Annotated in this window: 17 protein-coding genes and 1 pseudogene; 9 read left to right on the plus strand and 9 right to left on the minus strand. The window is 58.0% G+C overall.

The annotated features are described in order from the left end of the window. Window positions 1-18: 18 nt before the first annotated feature. Window positions 19-513: a PaaI family thioesterase gene (locus ACZRKZ_RS17565; RefSeq protein ID WP_463982247.1), complete on the minus strand. Its 495-nt coding sequence runs from the start codon at window positions 511-513 to the stop codon at window positions 19-21. Between the two features lie 87 nt (window positions 514-600). Further along, the gene (locus tag ACZRKZ_RS17570) at window positions 601-1,491 is read right to left on the minus strand and encodes a DMT family transporter (RefSeq protein ID WP_463968645.1); all 891 of its coding nucleotides are present in this window, start codon (window positions 1,489-1,491) and stop codon (window positions 601-603) included. Window positions 1,492-1,580: 89 nt separating this feature from the next. Between ACZRKZ_RS17570 and ACZRKZ_RS17575 the strand changes: the two genes are divergently transcribed. Then, entirely contained in the window at window positions 1,581-2,909 is a 1,329-nt protein-coding gene (locus tag ACZRKZ_RS17575; RefSeq protein ID WP_463982248.1) for an aminotransferase-like domain-containing protein, read from the plus strand. On the opposite strand, the gene ACZRKZ_RS17580 is transcribed toward ACZRKZ_RS17575, so the two are convergent. Together ACZRKZ_RS17580 and ACZRKZ_RS17585 are read right to left on the minus strand one after the other, a co-directional pair. Continuing rightward, the gene (locus ACZRKZ_RS17580; RefSeq protein ID WP_463982249.1) at window positions 2,906-3,547 is read right to left on the minus strand and encodes a LysE family translocator; all 642 of its coding nucleotides are present in this window, start codon (window positions 3,545-3,547) and stop codon (window positions 2,906-2,908) included. The two genes, ACZRKZ_RS17575 and ACZRKZ_RS17580, sit on opposite strands and share 4 nt — an antisense overlap. Before the next feature lie 176 nt (window positions 3,548-3,723). Beyond that, window positions 3,724-4,404, minus strand: a complete 681-nt coding sequence (locus ACZRKZ_RS17585; RefSeq protein WP_463982250.1) for a hypothetical protein — start codon at window positions 4,402-4,404, stop codon at window positions 3,724-3,726. Between the two features lie 78 nt (window positions 4,405-4,482). On the opposite strand from ACZRKZ_RS17585, the gene ACZRKZ_RS17590 reads away from it, so the two are divergent. Beyond that, window positions 4,483-4,713: a DUF6434 domain-containing protein gene (locus tag ACZRKZ_RS17590; RefSeq protein ID WP_463982251.1), complete on the plus strand. Its 231-nt coding sequence runs from the start codon at window positions 4,483-4,485 to the stop codon at window positions 4,711-4,713. Then, window positions 4,668-4,886, plus strand: a complete 219-nt coding sequence (locus ACZRKZ_RS17595; protein ID WP_463982252.1) for a LysR family transcriptional regulator — start codon at window positions 4,668-4,670, stop codon at window positions 4,884-4,886. The genes ACZRKZ_RS17590 and ACZRKZ_RS17595 overlap by 46 nt, the downstream gene beginning before the upstream one ends. On the opposite strand, the gene ACZRKZ_RS17600 is transcribed toward ACZRKZ_RS17595, so the two are convergent. Continuing rightward, window positions 4,828-7,005, minus strand: a complete 2,178-nt coding sequence (locus ACZRKZ_RS17600; protein WP_463982253.1) for a TonB-dependent siderophore receptor — start codon at window positions 7,003-7,005, stop codon at window positions 4,828-4,830. The two genes, ACZRKZ_RS17595 and ACZRKZ_RS17600, sit on opposite strands and share 59 nt — an antisense overlap. 200 nt (window positions 7,006-7,205) lie before the next feature. Between ACZRKZ_RS17600 and ACZRKZ_RS17605 the strand changes: the two genes are divergently transcribed. The 3 genes from ACZRKZ_RS17605 (at window position 7,206) to ACZRKZ_RS17615 (ending at window position 10,702) form a co-directional block, all read left to right on the plus strand. Beyond that, a complete protein-coding gene (locus ACZRKZ_RS17605) occupies window positions 7,206-7,598 on the plus strand; it encodes a GFA family protein (protein ID WP_463982254.1) in 393 nt (130 codons plus the stop codon). Between the two features lie 228 nt (window positions 7,599-7,826). After that, entirely contained in the window at window positions 7,827-8,378 is a 552-nt protein-coding gene (locus ACZRKZ_RS17610) for a peptidoglycan-binding protein (RefSeq protein WP_463982255.1), read from the plus strand. A gap of 83 nt (window positions 8,379-8,461) precedes the next feature. After that, window positions 8,462-10,702 carry a C1 family peptidase gene (locus tag ACZRKZ_RS17615; RefSeq protein WP_463982256.1) on the plus strand — a complete coding sequence of 747 codons (2,241 nt, stop codon included), beginning with the start codon at window positions 8,462-8,464 and terminating at the stop codon, window positions 10,700-10,702. Window positions 10,703-11,389: 687 nt separating this feature from the next. Here ACZRKZ_RS17615 and ACZRKZ_RS17620 read toward each other — a convergent pair. The 3 genes and pseudogenes from ACZRKZ_RS17620 to ACZRKZ_RS17630 all read right to left on the minus strand — a co-directional run. Continuing rightward, window positions 11,390-11,722, minus strand: a complete 333-nt coding sequence (locus ACZRKZ_RS17620; RefSeq protein WP_463982257.1) for a hypothetical protein — start codon at window positions 11,720-11,722, stop codon at window positions 11,390-11,392. A gap of 5 nt (window positions 11,723-11,727) precedes the next feature. Then, on the minus strand, window positions 11,728-12,105 hold the full coding sequence (locus tag ACZRKZ_RS17625; RefSeq protein ID WP_463982258.1) for a hypothetical protein: 378 nt from the start codon (window positions 12,103-12,105) through the stop codon (window positions 11,728-11,730). An 801-nt stretch (window positions 12,106-12,906) separates the two neighbouring features. Then, window positions 12,907-13,122: pseudogene (locus tag ACZRKZ_RS17630) on the minus strand (MFS transporter); the annotation flags it as partial. A 210-nt stretch (window positions 13,123-13,332) separates the two neighbouring features. On the opposite strand from ACZRKZ_RS17630, the gene ACZRKZ_RS17635 reads away from it, so the two are divergent. Then, window positions 13,333-13,767, plus strand: coding sequence for a GFA family protein (locus tag ACZRKZ_RS17635; protein ID WP_463982259.1), 435 nt, complete (start codon window positions 13,333-13,335; stop codon window positions 13,765-13,767). A gap of 111 nt (window positions 13,768-13,878) precedes the next feature. Here ACZRKZ_RS17635 and ACZRKZ_RS17640 read toward each other — a convergent pair whose 3' ends face one another. Beyond that, window positions 13,879-14,745, minus strand: a complete 867-nt coding sequence (locus ACZRKZ_RS17640; RefSeq protein WP_463982260.1) for a LysR substrate-binding domain-containing protein — start codon at window positions 14,743-14,745, stop codon at window positions 13,879-13,881. A 148-nt stretch (window positions 14,746-14,893) separates the two neighbouring features. Here ACZRKZ_RS17640 and ACZRKZ_RS17645 point away from each other — a divergent pair, with 148 nt between their 5' ends. After that, a complete protein-coding gene (locus tag ACZRKZ_RS17645) occupies window positions 14,894-15,946 on the plus strand; it encodes an agmatine deiminase family protein (RefSeq protein WP_463982261.1) in 1,053 nt (350 codons plus the stop codon). Between the two features lie 94 nt (window positions 15,947-16,040). After that, a complete protein-coding gene (locus tag ACZRKZ_RS17650) occupies window positions 16,041-17,165 on the plus strand; it encodes an agmatine deiminase family protein (RefSeq protein WP_463982262.1) in 1,125 nt (374 codons plus the stop codon). Window positions 17,166-17,314 lie beyond the last annotated feature (149 nt).

A 17,314-nucleotide genomic window follows, 5' to 3' on the forward strand; every position in this document is an offset into this window, starting at 1 on the left:
GTTGAATGTAGACCACTATCAGGCTTGCCGACCATGGGCCGCGGCTGCCAACTGTCCGATATCGACCCGCACGAAGATTGAGTCACCAATCGCCGTCAGCACGCCATCGGCATACACCTCGCAGACCACCCGGCTCTTGCGCCCGACTTCGCCCTCGACCTTGGCCCGCAAGGTCAGTGGCACGCCCATGGGGGTTGGTTTGATGAACTTGATGCCGAGGTTGCCGGTCACACAGTCGATGCGCGGCAGGCTGCCTGGGGTGCGATTTTCAGCCTGGTAGTGATAGGCCATGGCGGTCCAGTTGGAATGACAGTCCACCAGCATGGCGATCAACCCGCCGTAGACCAGGTCTGGCCAGCCGCAGTATTTGGTGTCGGGCTGGTGTTCGGCGATGACGTGGACGCCGTCTTCGTCCCAACGGCTCTTGACGTGCAGCCCGTGCGGGTTGCTGGCGCCGCAGCCATAACAGACGCCGTCCGGCGCGGTGGTGTCTTGCAGGGAAGGGGTGTGCATCGTGGTTCCTTGTTTTTGTGGGTGAATGTGACTCCCATCATCCGACGAGCCTAATGCCAGGCACTGGAATAAATCCAGCAACCTGAGCTAGCGGGCAAATTTCTTCGCCCCGGCCACGCACATAATCACCGCCACCGTCACCCCCAGCATGCCTAGGCTGACCTGCTCATGGAGCAAGGTGGCCGCCAGCGCCAGGCCGAAGAACGGTTGCAGCAACTGCAACTGTCCCACCGCAGCGATGCCACCCTGGGCCAGCCCGCGATACCAGAACACAAAGCCAATCAGCATGCTGAACAGCGACACATAGCCCAGGCTGAGCCAGGCTGGCAGGCTGATGCCCGAGAATGAGTCGGGTGCCAGCACGGCGGTCAGTGGCGCTACCACCGGCAGCGACAGTACCAGTGCCCAGCAAATCACCTGCCAGCCGCCCAGGGTTTTGGACAGCTTCGCCCCTTCGGCATAACCCAGCCCGCAGGCCAGTACCGCCAACAGCATCAGCAGGTCGCCGATGGGTGCCGCGCTGAGCCCTTGGGACACGGCGTAACCCATCACCAGCAGGCTGCCCAGTATCGAGAATAGCCAGAACACCGGTCGCGGCCGTTCGCCGCCGCGCAGCACGCCGAATACGGCGGTGGCCAGGGGCAGCAGGCCGATAAAAACGATGGAATGGGCGGAGGTCACGTACTGCAACGCCAGGGCTGTCAGCAACGGGAAACCTATCACCACACCCAGGGCGACGATGACCAGTGGCATTAATTGGCTACGCGCAGGGCGCTTTTCCTTGAACCGCCAGAGCAGGCACAGCCCAAGCAGGGCGGCGATGGTCGCTCGGGCGACGGTCAGAAACACCGGATCGAACTCCAGCACCGCCACCCGCGTCGCCGGCAGCGAACCGCTGAAGATCAGCACGCCGATAAAGCCGTTGATCCAGCCGCGGGTGCTGTGTTCAGCGGTGCTCAGGTGAGAGGTACGTTCCATGAGAGTTGCGCTCGATAGGTGGGTTGCATTCAGCGCATCCTATGATCGAAGATTAAGACAATCAAAAAATTGTCATGGATACATCGCCTATGCCTCGCGCTCGTTACAAGTCGTTGGTCGATACGTTTGCCAGGGATATCCGCAGCGGGGTCCTGGCGCCTGGCACCCGCTTGCCGACACACCGGCAGTTGGCTGCCAGCCACGGATTGGCCTTGGTCACGGCGAGCCGGGTGTATACCGAACTTGAGTCCATGGGCCTGGTCAGCGGCGAAACCGGGCGCGGCACCTTTGTGCGGGAGATATCGCTGTCGCCGGGGCAGGGCATTGGCCAGGTCGCCGTGGCAGCGGGCATGATCGACCTCAACTTCAACTATCCGTCGGTACCCGGCCAGGCCGATCTGCTGCGCACGGCGTTGCGGCAGTTGGCGCTGTCCGGCGACCTGGAATCGCTGTTGCGCTACCAGCCCCATGGCGGCCGGCCGCATGAGCGGGCAGCGATGGCGCGTCATCTGCGCAGTCGAGGGTTGACGGTTGCCGCCGAGCAGGTACTGATCGTCAGCGGTGCCCAACATGGCTTGGCGGTGGCGATGATGGCGTTGCTCAAACCCGGTGATGTGGTGGCGGTGGATGCGTTGACCTACTCCGGCTTTAAGGTGCTGGCCGAGACACTGCACCTTGAAACCGTGGCCATACCAGTCACTGCGACGGGGCCCGATCTTATCGCCCTGGAAAAGCTCTGTCGCACCCGCTCAGTGCGAGCCGTGTACAGCATGCCGACCCTGCATAATCCGCTGGGTTGGGTGATGGGAGTGGAGCAGCGCCAGCAACTGGTGGCTATCGCTCGCGAGCATGATTTGATCCTCATCGAGGACGCGGCCTACGCGTTTCTGGTGGAGGATGCGCCGCCGCCACTGGCGCAGTTGGCACCGGAAAGAACGGTGTATGTCTCAGGGCTGTCCAAGAGCGTGGCCACCGGTTTGCGGATCGGATTTGTCAGTACGCCTGCGCAGTGGGTGTCTGCCCTAGAACGCACCCTCATGGCCACCGTCTGGAATACCCCAGGGGTGATGACGGCCATTGCTGCTGCCTGGATCGACGACGGCACCGTCGCCCAGCTTGAAACTCATAAGCGCCAGGACGCCCAGGCCCGGCAAGCCCTGGCCGCCGAAGTATTGGGCGACCTGCATTACGTCAGTCATCCGTCCTCGTATTTTCTGTGGCTGCCACTGCCGGAAGACGCGCGGGCCGACCAGATCGCCATGGCGCTGATGCGCGAAAATATCTCGGTGTCGACGGCCGAGCCGTTTGCGATCTCGGCCAATGTGCCCCATGCACTGCGCCTGGCGCTGGGGTCGGTGGGCATGGCGGCATTGCGAGAGGCGCTGGTAAAGGTGCGGCGGTTGGTGCAGGCGTACTAGGCCGTTTGCCGGCGCATCGTCAACAGCATCGTCCCGAAAAAGATAAAGGTGGAGCCGATCACGCGATTAACCCATTTCGAAAATCCCGGCCGGGCCAGCAGGCCTTTGGTTTGGGAGGCGAGCAGAGCGTACAGGGTCAACGACAGCGCCGACAGCGTCATGAAGATCAGGGTCAAGACCAGAAACTGCGGCACCAGGGTCGAGTGCCGGTCAATGAATTGCGGGAACAGTGCGGTGAAGAACAGCACCGCTTTAGGGTTGGTGACGGCGGTTAAAAAGGCTGACTTGAACAACTTCATGGGTGACGGGCTGCTGACGCGCATCGGGACTTGCGGGTTATCTGAAAGCGTCGGGGTTGTCTTCAACAGATTCTTCGCCCCCAGGTAAAACAGATAGCCGGCACCCAAGATCTTCACGGCACTGAAGATCCACTCGGAACTGAGGATCAGTGCCCCCAGCCCCAACATCGCCGCCGCTGATATGCAAAACAGTCCGCTGACATTGCCCAGGGAAGACCACAAGGTGGATTTGGCTCCGTAAGTGAGGCTGTTATTGAGCGCCATTAGAGTCGCCGGGCCAGGGCTGGCGATGGCAATGCCGGCGACGAGGGAGTAGGTCAGTATCGAGTGAATGTCCATGTTCAGTCTCGTGGATGTTGAAGCGCAGATAGGAATAACAGATTGGCAGTATAGGTACCTAAACGCCCCGTGGAAACTCTGTTCACTGCCCGGAATTTCGCGTTCGCCGATATGGAGGTGCGCTTCAGATCACTGGCAACGCCTGCCAAAATAGCTGAGGCCGTCGTGCCGTGGGGTTAAGGCGTGTCCTTCACGAACTGCGTCTGCCCCTCGCTTTTGATTAGCCCGGCCTTGGGCACTTGCAGCGTGTGGAAGGACTGGCCCGACGGGTCTCCCGGCTCGCGTTTGAGCAGGTAGAACATGTCGTCTGATTCCGCTACCTGGCAGGCGGTGTAACGGTCCAGGTTACTGAAGGTCAGCGTGCGTTCCTGGCATTCTTTTGCTGTTTCGAGGGCTGCCTTTTTACCCGACTCCAGAGGGACGCTGACGGTGAAGTACCAGGCGGAGTAAGCCACGGCGGCGAGGGCGATACACACCCCAAGGAGCTTGAAAGGCGTGCTCAATTCGCTGGCACGTCGACGCCGGTTGTCGATCCATGTGGGCAAGGTTCTGGCCGGTGGAGGTTGTCTGCCGGGCTTTTCGCTCAGGGCGATGAGCATCGTCATGGCAAATACCAGAGCAATCATGAACAGGATGGCCGCGATGACTGAACTCAGCCCCGCGCCACCATAAGCGGCCAGTTTTTGTGCGCTGAAGTTCAAGCGGTCAATGGGCACGTCCAGTACCAGGTAGTACTTTTCCAGGTGGGCATAGCCGTTCAGGATGAATGCGCCCAGCATGCCGGCGATCAGCAGCGCCGCCTCGATCCTCAGGTACTTTCTATAGCGAGCCAATACGGGTTCATCCGGACTGTCCATGTTTTTATCTCCTTGTTTAATCCGCTGGCTTGCGGCGCGCTATGATTGCCCAACTCAGGACGTTGTAGGGGAAAAAAGATGGATTTTGACTGGCATAGCAGCTCTATCACTCGCGATACCGCAGTCTCCAAACACTATAAAAACACCCAGAACGTGCGCCGTTTCATGCTTGAGCACTGCGGCGCAGGGTTCAAGTTCGACCGGGCGTTCATGGCGTGGATTGGCAACGACACCCCCAAGACCATGGGCGATGTCGTTGACGAGTGGCAACGGCGGAACGGCAGTCCACAACCGTCTGCTGGCCGGTAGTTCCGGCACAATCGGCATTGAGCACTCAGATTCGCAGGCTTGAGAAGTTACTTGGCCAGCGACTGTTGCGCAGAACCGCTGCTACAGAGTGTGTAGCAGCGGTGCCAGTCACGTTTAGAAGCTGTACTTCGCCGTCAATCCATAGCTGCGTGGGTTGCCGTAGGTTTCGGTAGACCCCCAGGTAGGGCTGGTGCCAATCGCTGCGTAATAGACGCGGTCGAAGATGTTGTTGGCGTTCAGTTGCAGGTCCAGATGCTTGCTGACCTGATAACCCGCCATCAGGTCGGCGACGGCGTAGCTGCCTTGTTCGAGGCGATAGGTGCCATCGGCCACGGCCACGTCGTTGTACATGCGGCTCTGCCAATAGACGTTGCCACCGATACGGAGTTTTTCCAGAGGGCCCTGGAGGTGGTAAACGGTCGAGACCTTGAACAGATGCTCAGGCGTGTCGGGGTCGAAACGCTGCTTGTTGTTGGCCGGGTTGGTGTCCTTGATGAAGTGGGCACGGGTGTAGGTGTAGCCGGCACCGACTTGCCAGTTCTCGGTGAGCGCGCCTTGCAGTTCCATATCGATCCCTTGACTGCGGACCAGGCCGGACGCTTCGTAGCAGGTGAGCACCGGGCAGCCAAGCTGTGTAGCCGCTTCGGTGGCACGGTTTTTCTGGTCGGTCTGAAACACCGCCAGGCTGGCGTTGAGGGCACCGTTGAAGTACTCGCCCTTGATGCCGATTTCGTAGTTTTCCCCCACGATCGGGTCCAGCATTTTTCCGGAGAGGTCCTGGTTTGATTGCGGCGTGAATATGTCGGTGTAGCTGGCGTACACGGAATGGTGATCATCGAGCTTGTAGATCAGGCCGGCGTAGCGCGTGAGGTTGCGGGTAACCTTGTAGTCGTTGTCGCCTGCGCGGTCGTCGGAGTCATACCAGTCCAGGCGGCCGCCGAGTATCAGTGTGAGCGGGTCGGCCAGGCTCAATCGGGTCGTCAGGTAGACAGCGTCCTGGGTGGTGATGGTGTGGCTTTTACCGTCGCGCACGAAGTCCGGTTTCGGTGCGCCGATCGGCAATCCGGTGTCGTAAGGGCTGTAATCCTTGGTGGTGTTGTCGTAGATGCGCTTACTGGCGCCGACCACTACTTCATGGGTGCGACCGAAGGCTTCGACCGGGCCGCTGGCATAGGTGTCAAAAGCGCTTTGCTTTTCGTCTTGCCTCGATTGGTAGGCGGTGGTCTGCATCGGGCCGTTGTAGCGCGACAGGTAAGTACCCGAGAACAGGCCGTCCAGAGTCGAGGTGGAGCCTGCTACGTGCAGTTTCCAATCGTTGTCGAAACGATGTTCTACATCACCGAACACAGTGTCGACACGCAGCTTCTTGTTTTCCCAATCGGTGCCGGGGTAGGTGGAGCGGGGCAGATTAAGGTGGTGGCCGTCGGTGCCGATGGGCAAGCCGCCCCAGAAGAAGTTGGTCTGGTCTTCCTGACGGGAGAAGCCCAGGCTCGCGGTGGTGCTGTCGCTCAGGTCGGCTTCCACGATCCCGTAGAACAGACCGTGATCGCTTTCTTCCTTGTCGCGAAAGCTGTTGGCATCGCGATAGGAACCCACCACTCGCCCGCGCAGGGTGCCGCTATCGTTCAGCGGGCTGGAAGCATCGAATTCGCCGCGGTAATCATCCCAGCTACCGGCGGCACCGGTCAGGGTGACCTGTTGGTCGGCAGTGGGGCGCTTGCGCACCATGTTGATGGCCGCCGAAGGGTTGCCGGCGCCAGTGACCAGGCCGGTGGCGCCGCGAATCACCTCCACGCGATCAAACATCGCCAGGTTCGGCTGCACGCCCATGGTCCAGCCCGAATAGGCGCTTGGCAGGCCGTCATACATGATGTTGTCGATGTCGAAGCCGCGAGAACTGTAAGTCTGGCGGCCGGGTCCGCTGGACTGGCTGAGAAACAGGCCGGGCGTGTTCTTGACCACATCGTTGACGCTGGTCATGGCTTGGTCATCCATGCGCTGGCGCGTAATGACCGTCACTGCCTGTGGAGTTTCGCGCATGGTCAGTGGCAACTTGGTTGCGGTCTGCATGGCGCCGGTGGTGTAGGACCCGGTGCCTTCGGTAGTGATACCCAGCTGTTCACTGGTTATATTGGTGGCGCCCAGTTCCAGCGTGGCGGGTGGTTGTCCGGACGGGTCTTCGGTAGATTGGGTTTCGGCGGCAATGGCTGCCTGAGTGCTGACGATGCAGACGGCCATGGCCAGAAGGCCAGGTGAAAAACGCTTACGGCTTTGCAGTTGATGCCCCGGCATGAATCTGGCTCTCCCCGAAGCCGTCCCTGGCAAATAGTAATGGTGTTGATAAGTATTCTCATTAGTATGGCAGATTGTTTCGGCTCAAAAAAGACTCTGCGCACAGATACTTAACAAAGTTTTCACATTTACCGGGAGCGGTGGCCTGTTGTCGCAGAGGGGTAACTGCGTATTGACCTTGATTTCAGAGGAGAAGCAACATGGATCGATTCACGGGTGGTTGCCTGTGCGGCAACGTTCGAATTGAGGCGGCGGGACGGCCATATCGAGTCGGCCTTTGTCACTGTCTCGACTGTCGCAAACATCATGGCGCGCTTTTTCATGCGTCTGCGGTGTTCCCTCAGGATGCTGTGACGATAGACGGCGAAACACGTGATTACGCCGGACGGTTTTTCTGTCCACGCTGTGGCTCACCAGTTTTTGGCCGCACCGGCGACGAAATCGAAGTGAACCTGGGCTCCCTGGATGCCCCGGACCAACTGGTGCCAACCTACGAAAGCTGGATTGTTCGTCGCGAGTCCTGGTTGCCTCCGTTTGCGCTGACGAGACGATATGATCGCGATCGCGACGCCACGGGGCGCTTTGAGGAGTAGGGACCTCCGAGGGTAGCGTCATTACATATTCTCCAGCACGGCTATACTCCAAAACTCCTTGCACCAGACCTCAAAAAGTCGCTCCGTGGTGTTGTTCCCGTCGTCTCAGCGCCGTTGATCTCAGCCGTTCCGCTTTTGGGCCAGGAGCGGTCACATCTACACGTCAGGTGCCTGGCAAGGGCTGCAGTCAATGCAGCGCAAGGAAAACGGACAACGGGAGGTAGATTCATGAACATGCTGCTGGCACGGAACCAGAGTGGCGATGACGTAGCGGAACTTCGCAAGCAACTGGCCAGTGCACTGGCCGACGACGAGCGAGGATTTCCCGGCCTTGCAGGAGGAAGTGATTTCGACGCATTGACGGAATCGGCGGTCCGTCACTGGCAATCGGGCATCGGCATAGTGGCGGACGGAGTGGTCGGTCCTTACTGCCAGAGCCTGCTGGGTCTGCGCAAGCTCAAGGCGCTGGCCATGGAGCTCAGCGTGGATACGGTGAAGCTTCTATTCCCCGCAACCAAGGCTTCGAACATCCAACGCTACCTTCCCTATGTCGCTGCGGCACTGGCAGCTGCCGACCTGACGGACAGGCCGATGATACTGGCCGCGTTGGGCACCATTCGCGCCGAGACCGAAGGCTTCGTGCCCATTTCGGAGTTTCCCTCGAAGTTCAATACCAACCCGGGCATGCCGCCGTTCAGCGCCTACGATGGCAGAAAGGACCTCGGCAACACCGAGCCCGGTGATGGCCGAACTTCCGCGGCCGTGGCTTCGTACAACTGACTGGGCGCCACAACTATCACGTCTATTCAGAGAAGATTGACCTGGATATCAAAGCGCAGCCGGACCTTGCCAATGCTCCCGAGGTGGCGGCCGTCCTCCTGGCGCGATTCCTTGCCGACCGGGCGTCCAGGATTCGTACCGCCCTGGGCAGTGACAACTACCGCGCGGCCCGCAAGGAGGTCAACGGCGGCTCCCACGGCCTCGACCGTTTCAGTGATGTCTTCAGACTTGCAGAGCTGATGCCACAGCCGACTCGCGCCCGTCAGGTCAAGGGCGCGGCGGCGAAAAAGGCTGCAGCGGCGCCAGCGCCAGTCGCGCGTCAGCTCAATGCCAGCAAGGACCCAGTGGACCTGCGTGACCGCACCTACATGCCACCACCCTCAAGCCTGCCCGATGCCTTTCCCAGTGACGATCTGATCAAGGAATATCTGCCGCGTTACACCCAGTCAGGGTTGATACTCGACCAGGGCCGGGAAGGAGCCTGCACCGGTTTCGGGCTGGCTTGCGTGATTAACTATCTGCGCTGGCGCAAGAACGGCAACGGCAAAGTTCCGGAATCGGTCAGCCCGCGGATGCTTTTCAACTACGCGCGACGCTACGACGAGTTCGCCGGCGAGGACTACGAGGGCTCCAGTTGCCGTGGCGCCCTGAAGGGCTGGCACCACCACGGCGTGTGCCCGGAGTCCGACTGGCCCTACGATGACCAAGACACCCTGCCGCCGAAGTTCGGTTATGCAACCCGTGCAACCGACAACACATTGGGCATCTACTATCGGATCGACATCGGTTCCATCACTGATCTGCAGGCCGCCATCTGCCAGGTCGGGGCGATCTATGTGTCCGCTTTCACCCACGACGGCTGGAACCAGGTTGCAAAACCCAAGGGCAAGGTCAACGGACATGGTGCCCTGCCGGCCATTCCGTTCGACGGTAGGCCGTCGCAGAGCGGCGGACACGCCTTCGCCCTGGTCGGTTTCAATGCCACCGGCTTCATCGTGCAGAACTCCTGGGGTACCACCTGGGGTGGGGGCGGTTTCGCCCTGCTGAGCTACGCCGACTGGCTCGCCAATGGCATGGACGCCTGGGTTGCAGCCCTGGGCGTACCGGGGGTGATGCTCGGCCAACTGGCCGCAGGCGGCAGTACGGCAATGGCTGCGGCCGCTGTCGATAGCTCCCGGTGGTGGGATGAACCCAAGGCCTATGAGCACAGCGTGATCTTCGGCAACAACGGACGTATCGATCGCCACCTCACCCAGGATGAACTGAGCCGTTCACTGCTGTACCAGGCCTGCGGGCTGCCGGACCAGTGGTTCCGTTCCCAGCCGGGCAAGACCAAACGCTTGGTGCTCTACGTCCACGGCGGACTGAACGACCAGGCTGCCGCCATCGAGCGTGCGAGGGCGATGGGACGCTACTTTCTGGGCAATGGCTGCTATCCGCTGTTCATAGTCTGGAAGACCGGTGTACTTGAATCCATCACGGACATCATCACCGACATGTTCCAGCGCGAACCGGCCCGTGCCGGCGGTTTGCGCGAGAGCATCCAGGACGGAGCCGACATCCTCCTCGAGCGGGGAATTGGCCGCCCCTTCGCCCGTCCGATCTGGAGCGAGATGAAAGAAAATGCCGAGTTCTCCAGCCTACCCACCCGTGGCGGCGACAAACTGGTGACGGCCCTACAGAACCTGGCCAGGACCTGGGGCGACGATCTGGAAGTCCACCTGGTAGGACATTCGGCCGGCTCGATCTTCCTTGGCCATGTCATCGACCTGTTCGCCACACGCGGCCTCGAAACGAACGTCCGCTCGCTCCACCTCTACGCACCAGCCTGCACGGTGCAGTTTGCCAATCGCCACTTCGCTCCCCACGAAACGCTGATGCAGAACCTCTACCTGGACATCCTTTCGGACCGCAATGAGCGTGACGACAGCATCGGCCCCTACGGCAAGTCGCTGCTCTATCTGGTGTCCAACGCGCTGGAAGGCGACCTGCGCATGCCGATCCTTGGCCAGGCCAACGTGCTCGACCCCGAGTACAAGGGCTGGGACGGCTCCTCCAGCACCGGCGAGGCACTGGGCAAATGGCGCCAGACCGTCCAGTTGGCGGGCCTGGCCAGGCGCAAGCAGATCGAAATCCTCGACGCAGGCACGGTGTTCAGCTACCGATCAGACAGGCCCGACAACCGCTCCAACGTCACCATCAGGTCGACCCACGGCAGCTTCGACAACAACGTGGATGTGGTGAGTCGGACGCTCAAGCGCATAACCGGAACCGAGCCGAAGCAGGAACTCAAGTTGCCGGTGGATGATCTGCGGGGCTTCTGACAGAGGCCCCGTATTCGCCTTTAGCCCGATGAGGAAGACATGAACGGCGTCTCCCGTGGAGCCACAACATGGAAGGACTCTACCCCGCTAACACGGGAAAACTTATGAGACTAGAGGCTCCCCAATCCCTCCGCTGATTCCAGACAACCACAGCCAGAAACGGCCGTTGCCCAGGGACTGCTTCCGGCCGATTCTGTTGAAAACAGTCGGCCATGGTTTGCGCGGCAGAAAAGTATGCGTCCGAGATTGAAATCTTTACTTTCGACAGAGGCTTCCGGACTCTGATTCCACGTAGCAGCGTGCAAAAAAGGCGTTTTCACCAGTCAATGATCAGGTTGTTTGGGCGGACCGACTGTTTTCAACAGGCTAGGTACGTCTACATTACTTAACATGATGGCGGTTTCACCTTGTGGCCGAGATGATCAATTGTGGAGTAATGAGAGATAGTGATGTGGCGCACGAAGTCAGCTACGCATCTGATACAGCGTTCAGTTGAGTATATATATATTATGCTTTGGTCACTTGTTTGGGGAGGTGCACAGCGAAGCTATTAAGTGAAATCGCTTTGCTTGAATGCACAGCGAGATCAAAAAAGAACCGAAGTGAAAAAGCTCGAATTTGTATTTGGTTACGCTAAGTAATCTTGAATATCCAGGAAGTGCCACTATGTAAAAAAACATGGGCGCTTCACAGTTTTGTGAGGGCGTGATAAAAAATCTTTAATGCAAATGAAACTATTAACAACCCAATACCACCCATGATCAGCTTGTTGTCCCTGGGGTCGTATGAGTCTACTACGGTAAGCATTTGCTTCAGATCTTCACTTATGTCGTCGTCAATTGAGGTCATTGCATGGGAGTACTTTTCCAGAATTTTTTTCTGGATGGTATAAAGTGCTCGCCGCTGAGTTAGGATAGTATATGTTGGCACCAGCATGATAAATCCGCTAAGGGCGCCACAAATATCTGACAACACCTCAACACCCGCAACTAATCCAAGTCCAAGCATGTTTTCAATCACCTCTATCACCATGCAGGCTGTTCAGGTCGCTCACTATCCAGGCTGTCCAGGTCACTGTCTACATCAACATCACAGTTAACTCTGAGGCTTAGCCCCATATCAGGCAATTTTATAACAACTTCACTCAAGCTGGCTCCCTGCTCAAGATCCAGCCCGTTCTCGACCGCAAGATGCATTAGTATTTGCACCTGCTCATGGCCGCCGACGAGGTGATTTTTTTTATCAAAAAAGTGGCGATTTATCTCACCCCCATTTGCAAAGTACTCAAGAGCGGTATGCAGTACATCAAGCACGGGACGATTCTCAATGACAAAAGTCATCATGGCGTCTCTCTCGTTGCGCGGGAACGCCTCATCTAGCGCTTTCTTCTTTGTTCTATTCATGTGCTTCACCTTCGGCACTAAGGTATCCGGCTACAAGCTCTCTGCTCAGGGGGGACATGACCAGTTAACCATCCGTTACTTTCCACATCGCATACGAGGACATCCCAGCAACTGTTTGGTCCCTCTGAATACTTAACCGCTACAGTTTGCGCTAACGTTTTATCAGAAAAACTCCCTAGCCAATACTCAGCAACAAATAGTCGCCCATTATAATGTTGGGCACTACTTTGACGAAGGCCCGTCATGTCTTTTGTTCTGCACCCAGCAACCGCATCAATCCATGTGACTGTAGATGCAACTTGCTGCGTTTTTGTGCCATGCGCCAGGATCATATTTCGTTCGCGCTTAGCATCGGGATGAATTGAGTTTGGTGCACACATGATCAATCACTCTTAGAAAAAGCCTTGTTAAGTTTAATCAAACCATACTGGTCAACTACGTTTCGTATCAAGCTTCATAAATTTACCAAAGCATAGTTACTTTGAGGGGGTTCAAAATATTTTTTTGAAATAAGCGAATGCCATTTAAGCTTCATTTCAGGATTCCGCACACTTGATGGGAGTTGCTCCGGTTTTCCTAGGCGCACCCGACCGGCAGCTATCGGTAGAGGCTGTGTAAAAGCGCAGACACAGTTTTGAGGTCTGCGTTGCTACGTAAGATCTGCCAGCGTTTGGTTGGTCAGCAGGAGAGTTTCAGATTAAAAAAGCTCTAAAAATAAAACACATGGCCACTATTGTGATGACAATGCAGTAGTTGGATTTTAGCCTCATCTGAAAACGACTTTATATAAACATTCTCATCTACTCTGATCACGCGATTCCTGCGACGCTGCGGATCGCGTGATTCATCGACACCGGCGATCACCAGCACCAGCGCGAGCACGGCAATTGGCGCATGCATCAGGAACACCCACTCCCAACTCGACAACACCACGATAGCTGCGCCGATAATCGGACCGAACCCCAAACCGATGCCGAACACAATCCCCCAGGTATTGAAAGCTCTGCCGTGTGCAGGCATAGATGGGTGCCCTCGCTTACATTTCGCGATGGCAGTTGCCAGGTCTAGCGTGCAGCGCTCGATGTCACCGGGCATTACGCGCGCCTGCAGGTGCGGCGCACTCCGGCCACAGCGGTGCGCTATATTGACGAGTGAAGGTAGACAACGTTCAGGCGATCCACGGCATGTCCGGCGGTATCGCCTGACCATTGATCAAGGAGTCATGCCATGAGCATTGAGCGGTCTTACAAGGGCAGTTGTTTTTGCGGCGCAGTCGAGTTCACCGTCAGCGGCGAACCGGCCGCGATGGGTTATTGCCATTGCGAGTCGTGTCGGCATTGGTCAGCAGGACCGGTCAATGCCTTCACGCTGTGGAAACCCGAGGCGGTGCAAGTGACTCGCGGTGCTGACAACATCGGTACATTCAGCAAGACACCGCAAAGTTACCGCAAGTGGTGCAAGACTTGCGGCGGGCACATCTTCACAGAACACCCGGGGATGGGGCTCATCGACGTGTATGCCGCGGTCATCCCGGATCTCGCGTACTCACCAGGCCTTCACGTCCACTATCAGGAGACCGTGCTGCGCATCAAAGATGGATTGCCCAAACTGAAGGATGTCCCCAACGAATTAGGGGGATCGGGCATCAGCGTGGACGAATAGCGTTTGGGCGAGCGGCTGGCGCTGCGCTATCGACCTGACGTGGTGATCCCCGCAGGATTCATCAACCTGCCCTCTATACAAGCAATGGACAAAAGCCCCGGCCCAGAATAACTACGTTGTTTGACTTGCGGCTTGCAGGTTACTCAGCAACCACTCGCTGAAGCTTTGCGCATTGCTCTCACTGTCACGATGGGTCAGCAAGGCCCAGTTCGGGCCGCGAATGGTTTGCTCGACCAAGGGTTGCAATAATCCGTTGGAGCGCGCCTGGCAACTCAGTAATTGGCTGACCAGGGCGATACCGAGTCCTGCGCACGCGGCGTCCAGCAGCAGGCCGGGATCGGAGAAGTTCAGCCCCTGATCCTTCTGACCGACATCGATGCCTGCCTCCACCGCCCAGTGATTCCAGTCCATTTCACGCTCGCCGTGAAGGGTTGTGCGCTGTTCGCGTGGTAGCGCCAACAGGTTCGGGTGACAAGCCGGGTAGAGGCGGTCTGCGTGCAGCACTTTGAAGCTGCACTCGGCTTGGGAACTGATGTCATCGCGCACAGCAATGTCGATGGTCTGGCTGGTCATGTCCGGGACTTCATCGGTACTGAAAATCCAGAGATCGACTTGCGGATGCTGACGGCGAAAATCCCCCAGACGCGGCAGTAGCCAGTGACGGGCGAACGCCGGGGTGGTGTTGAGGACCAGTTGGTTGGGTTTCTGGTATTGCCCAAGGCGGCGAATGCCGACGGCCAGTTGCTGTAGCAGCGCCTGGGTGGTGCTGAGCATGTCGTGACCAGCATCGGTCAGGCTGACGCTGCGCCCACTGCGAAAGAACAAGGGTTGTTCAAGGTACGCCTCAAGGCTGCGGATCTGCTGACTGATGGCCGACTGGGTGAGGTGCAACTCGGCGGCGGCCTTGTGGAAACTGCCCAGCCGGGCGGCGGCTTCAAAGCCGCGAAGGGTGCCGAGCGGTGGCCAGTGCTTGAGCATATTGATAAGTTCTCCTAATCATTTTTCTGCAAAATCCATCGTTTGTTCCCCTGGATTTACAGCCGTAGCATGCATGCCAAGACCGCCAAGGCAGTTTTCATTGAACACAATGACTTAACTTAAAGGGCTTTTTATCATGCAGCATGTCATGCAGCAGAATGAAATTCAAAACAGTGGTTGGTGGATGCCGGCAGAGTGGGTCAGGCACGCCGCGACCTGGATGGTTTGGCCGCATAACAAGGCTCTTTGGGAGTCGGGTTGGGGCGTGACATTGGCGCTGGTGCAAGAGGACTTCGCTCGCGTGGCCAACGCCATTGCCCGTTTCGAACCGGTGAAAATGGTTGTCGACCCCTCTGCTGTCGCGAGCGCCAAAGCGTTATGTGGAGCCAACATCGAACTGATCGAGTTGGCGGTGAACGACAGTTGGTGCCGTGACTCCGGCCCGAGCTTCGTCTGCCACCCGAAACAAGGCTTGGCCGGTGTGAGTTGGCGTTTCAATGCGTGGGGCGGCAAGTCGGCGCATGACTTGGATGAAAGCCTGGCACGCCGCGCACTCAACCACCTGAGCGTACAGTGCTTTGGCACACCCTTGAGTAACGAAGGCGGCGCCATTCATGTCGACGGCGAGGGCACGCTGATCACCACCGAGTCGGTATTGCTAAACCCCAATCGCAACCCGGGCATGAACAAGGCTGAGATGGAGGAAGTTTTTACGCGTCTTCTGGGCGTGAAGAAAACAATCTGGCTGCCGGGCGATCCGGACTATGTGACCGGCGATATGACTGACGGTCATGTCGATGGTGTGTGCGCGTTCGCGCGCCCTGGCGTTTTGCTGGTGGACGCCACCCACGACAAGAGTTCGGTGTATGCCGAAGTTATACGGGAAAACCGTCGCGCGCTCGAACTGGCCACTGATTCCCGGGGCCGACAGTTTGACCTGATCGAGTTGTATGAAGCCTCCGAGGCCGTGGACACCGACGCTGAAGTGTTCTGTGCCTCCTACACCAACTTCTATATCGCCAACGACGCCATCATCATGCCGGCCTATGGCATTGATGCCGACCAGGCGGCTGCCAAAGTGTTGAGTCAGGCCTTCCCGGACCGTGAGGTGGTGCCGGTGCGGATCAATCATCTGGCGCATGGCGGCGGCGGTGTGCATTGCATCACCCAGCAACAGCCTGCCTGGCTATTGGAGGGTTGATGCCGATTGCCACCGCGAAATGAATGCGGGCCGCTGTCCAGACAGCCAGCCTTCGCAAACCATGTAATAGCAACAAACATTCAGGGAACAATACATGTCGACTCGTCGCGAGTTCATTAAGCAGGTCTCGGTCGTTACCAGTTTGGGCGCAGCAGCGTCCATCGGGCTTGGCCTGACGCCCTTGCACGTGCAAGCAGCCACCCAAGGCCGTTGGCGCATGCCGGATGAGGGTGACAAACACCAGCGGGCCTTTGTCGCGTTTGGCGCACAGGAGGCCATCTGGGAGGATTTTACTCCCCACGTGCAAGAGACCATTGGCCTGATCGCTCGCACCATCGCCGGCTATGAGCCGGTGACCGTGTTCTGTCGCGAGAGTGAGCAGGATCTGGCCAAAGAGCACTGCGGTACGGCTAACATCACCTACGTCACCACCGAACTCGACGACATATGGATGCGCGATATCGGGGCCAACTTTGTCATCGATGGGGAAGGTGGGCTCGGCGCCGTGGATTTCAACTTCAACGGTTGGGGCAACAAACAGCAGCATAGTGAGGATGCGCAGTTGGCCGCTTTGGTTGCCAGCACCGTGGATGCCCGTTATCTGCGCAGCGAGTTGGTGGGCGAGGGCGGTGGTATCGAAGTCGATGGTCACGGAACCGGGATCATGACCGAAAGCAGCTGGATCAATACCAATCGCAACCCCGACTGGAGCAAGGCCGAAATCGAGCAAGAGCTGAAAGCGCGCCTGGGCTTGCGCAAAATCATTTGGCTACCTGGCATTAAAGGCAAGGACATCACTGATGCCCACGTCGATTTCTACGCCCGGTTCGTCAAGCCAGGCGTCGTGATCGCCAACCTCGACAACGACCCCGAGTCATACGACCACAGAGTGACGCTGGCCCACCTGGATATTCTCAAAAATGCCACGGATGCCGATGGCCGCAAGCTACAGGTGCATACCGTGTCGCCACCGCTCAATCCGCGCAAGAGCACGTTCAGCAACAACAACCCGGACTTTGCTGCTGGCTACATCAATTATTTTGTAATCAATGGGGCGGTCATTGCGCCCGAGTTTGGTGACCGGGCGGCAGATACAAGAGCCTTTGATCTGTTGTCTGAACTCTACCCGGACCGTGATGTGGTGCAGATCAACATCGACGCAGTCTCGGCCGGTGGTGGCGGTATCCACTGTGTGACCAGCCACCAACCGTTGGTTTAGCCTGTTTCAAGGTTTCTTCCTCTGGAAACGCAAGTGCCAGAAGCGAACAAGGCATGCAAGGTGCCTTGTTACCCAAGGCAGACCATCAGACTGCCTTGCAAACATGGCCATTACGCCAGCATTCACGGGTATGTTTGCAATGCTGTGTC

It is taken from the genome of Pseudomonas sp. c313, assembly GCF_055407145.1.

Coding starts and splice junctions, on each gene's coding strand:
- ACZRKZ_RS17590 (WP_463982251.1), top strand. CDS start 4,483: ATGGATTTTGACTGGCATAGCAGCTCTATCACTCGCGATACCGCAGTC.
- ACZRKZ_RS17565 (WP_463982247.1), bottom strand. CDS start 513: ATGCACACCCCTTCCCTGCAAGACACCACCGCGCCGGACGGCGTCTGT.
- ACZRKZ_RS17575 (WP_463982248.1), top strand. CDS start 1,581: ATGCCTCGCGCTCGTTACAAGTCGTTGGTCGATACGTTTGCCAGGGAT.
- ACZRKZ_RS17645 (WP_463982261.1), top strand. CDS start 14,894: ATGCAGCAGAATGAAATTCAAAACAGTGGTTGGTGGATGCCGGCAGAG.
- ACZRKZ_RS17585 (WP_463982250.1), bottom strand. CDS start 4,404: ATGGACAGTCCGGATGAACCCGTATTGGCTCGCTATAGAAAGTACCTG.
- ACZRKZ_RS17650 (WP_463982262.1), top strand. CDS start 16,041: ATGTCGACTCGTCGCGAGTTCATTAAGCAGGTCTCGGTCGTTACCAGT.
- ACZRKZ_RS17625 (WP_463982258.1), bottom strand. CDS start 12,105: ATGAATAGAACAAAGAAGAAAGCGCTAGATGAGGCGTTCCCGCGCAAC.
- ACZRKZ_RS17640 (WP_463982260.1), bottom strand. CDS start 14,745: ATGCTCAAGCACTGGCCACCGCTCGGCACCCTTCGCGGCTTTGAAGCC.
- ACZRKZ_RS17580 (WP_463982249.1), bottom strand. CDS start 3,547: ATGGACATTCACTCGATACTGACCTACTCCCTCGTCGCCGGCATTGCC.
- ACZRKZ_RS17600 (WP_463982253.1), bottom strand. CDS start 7,005: ATGCCGGGGCATCAACTGCAAAGCCGTAAGCGTTTTTCACCTGGCCTT.
- ACZRKZ_RS17610 (WP_463982255.1), top strand. CDS start 7,827: ATGAACATGCTGCTGGCACGGAACCAGAGTGGCGATGACGTAGCGGAA.
- ACZRKZ_RS17635 (WP_463982259.1), top strand. CDS start 13,333: ATGAGCATTGAGCGGTCTTACAAGGGCAGTTGTTTTTGCGGCGCAGTC.
- ACZRKZ_RS17570 (WP_463968645.1), bottom strand. CDS start 1,491: ATGGAACGTACCTCTCACCTGAGCACCGCTGAACACAGCACCCGCGGC.
- ACZRKZ_RS17605 (WP_463982254.1), top strand. CDS start 7,206: ATGGATCGATTCACGGGTGGTTGCCTGTGCGGCAACGTTCGAATTGAG.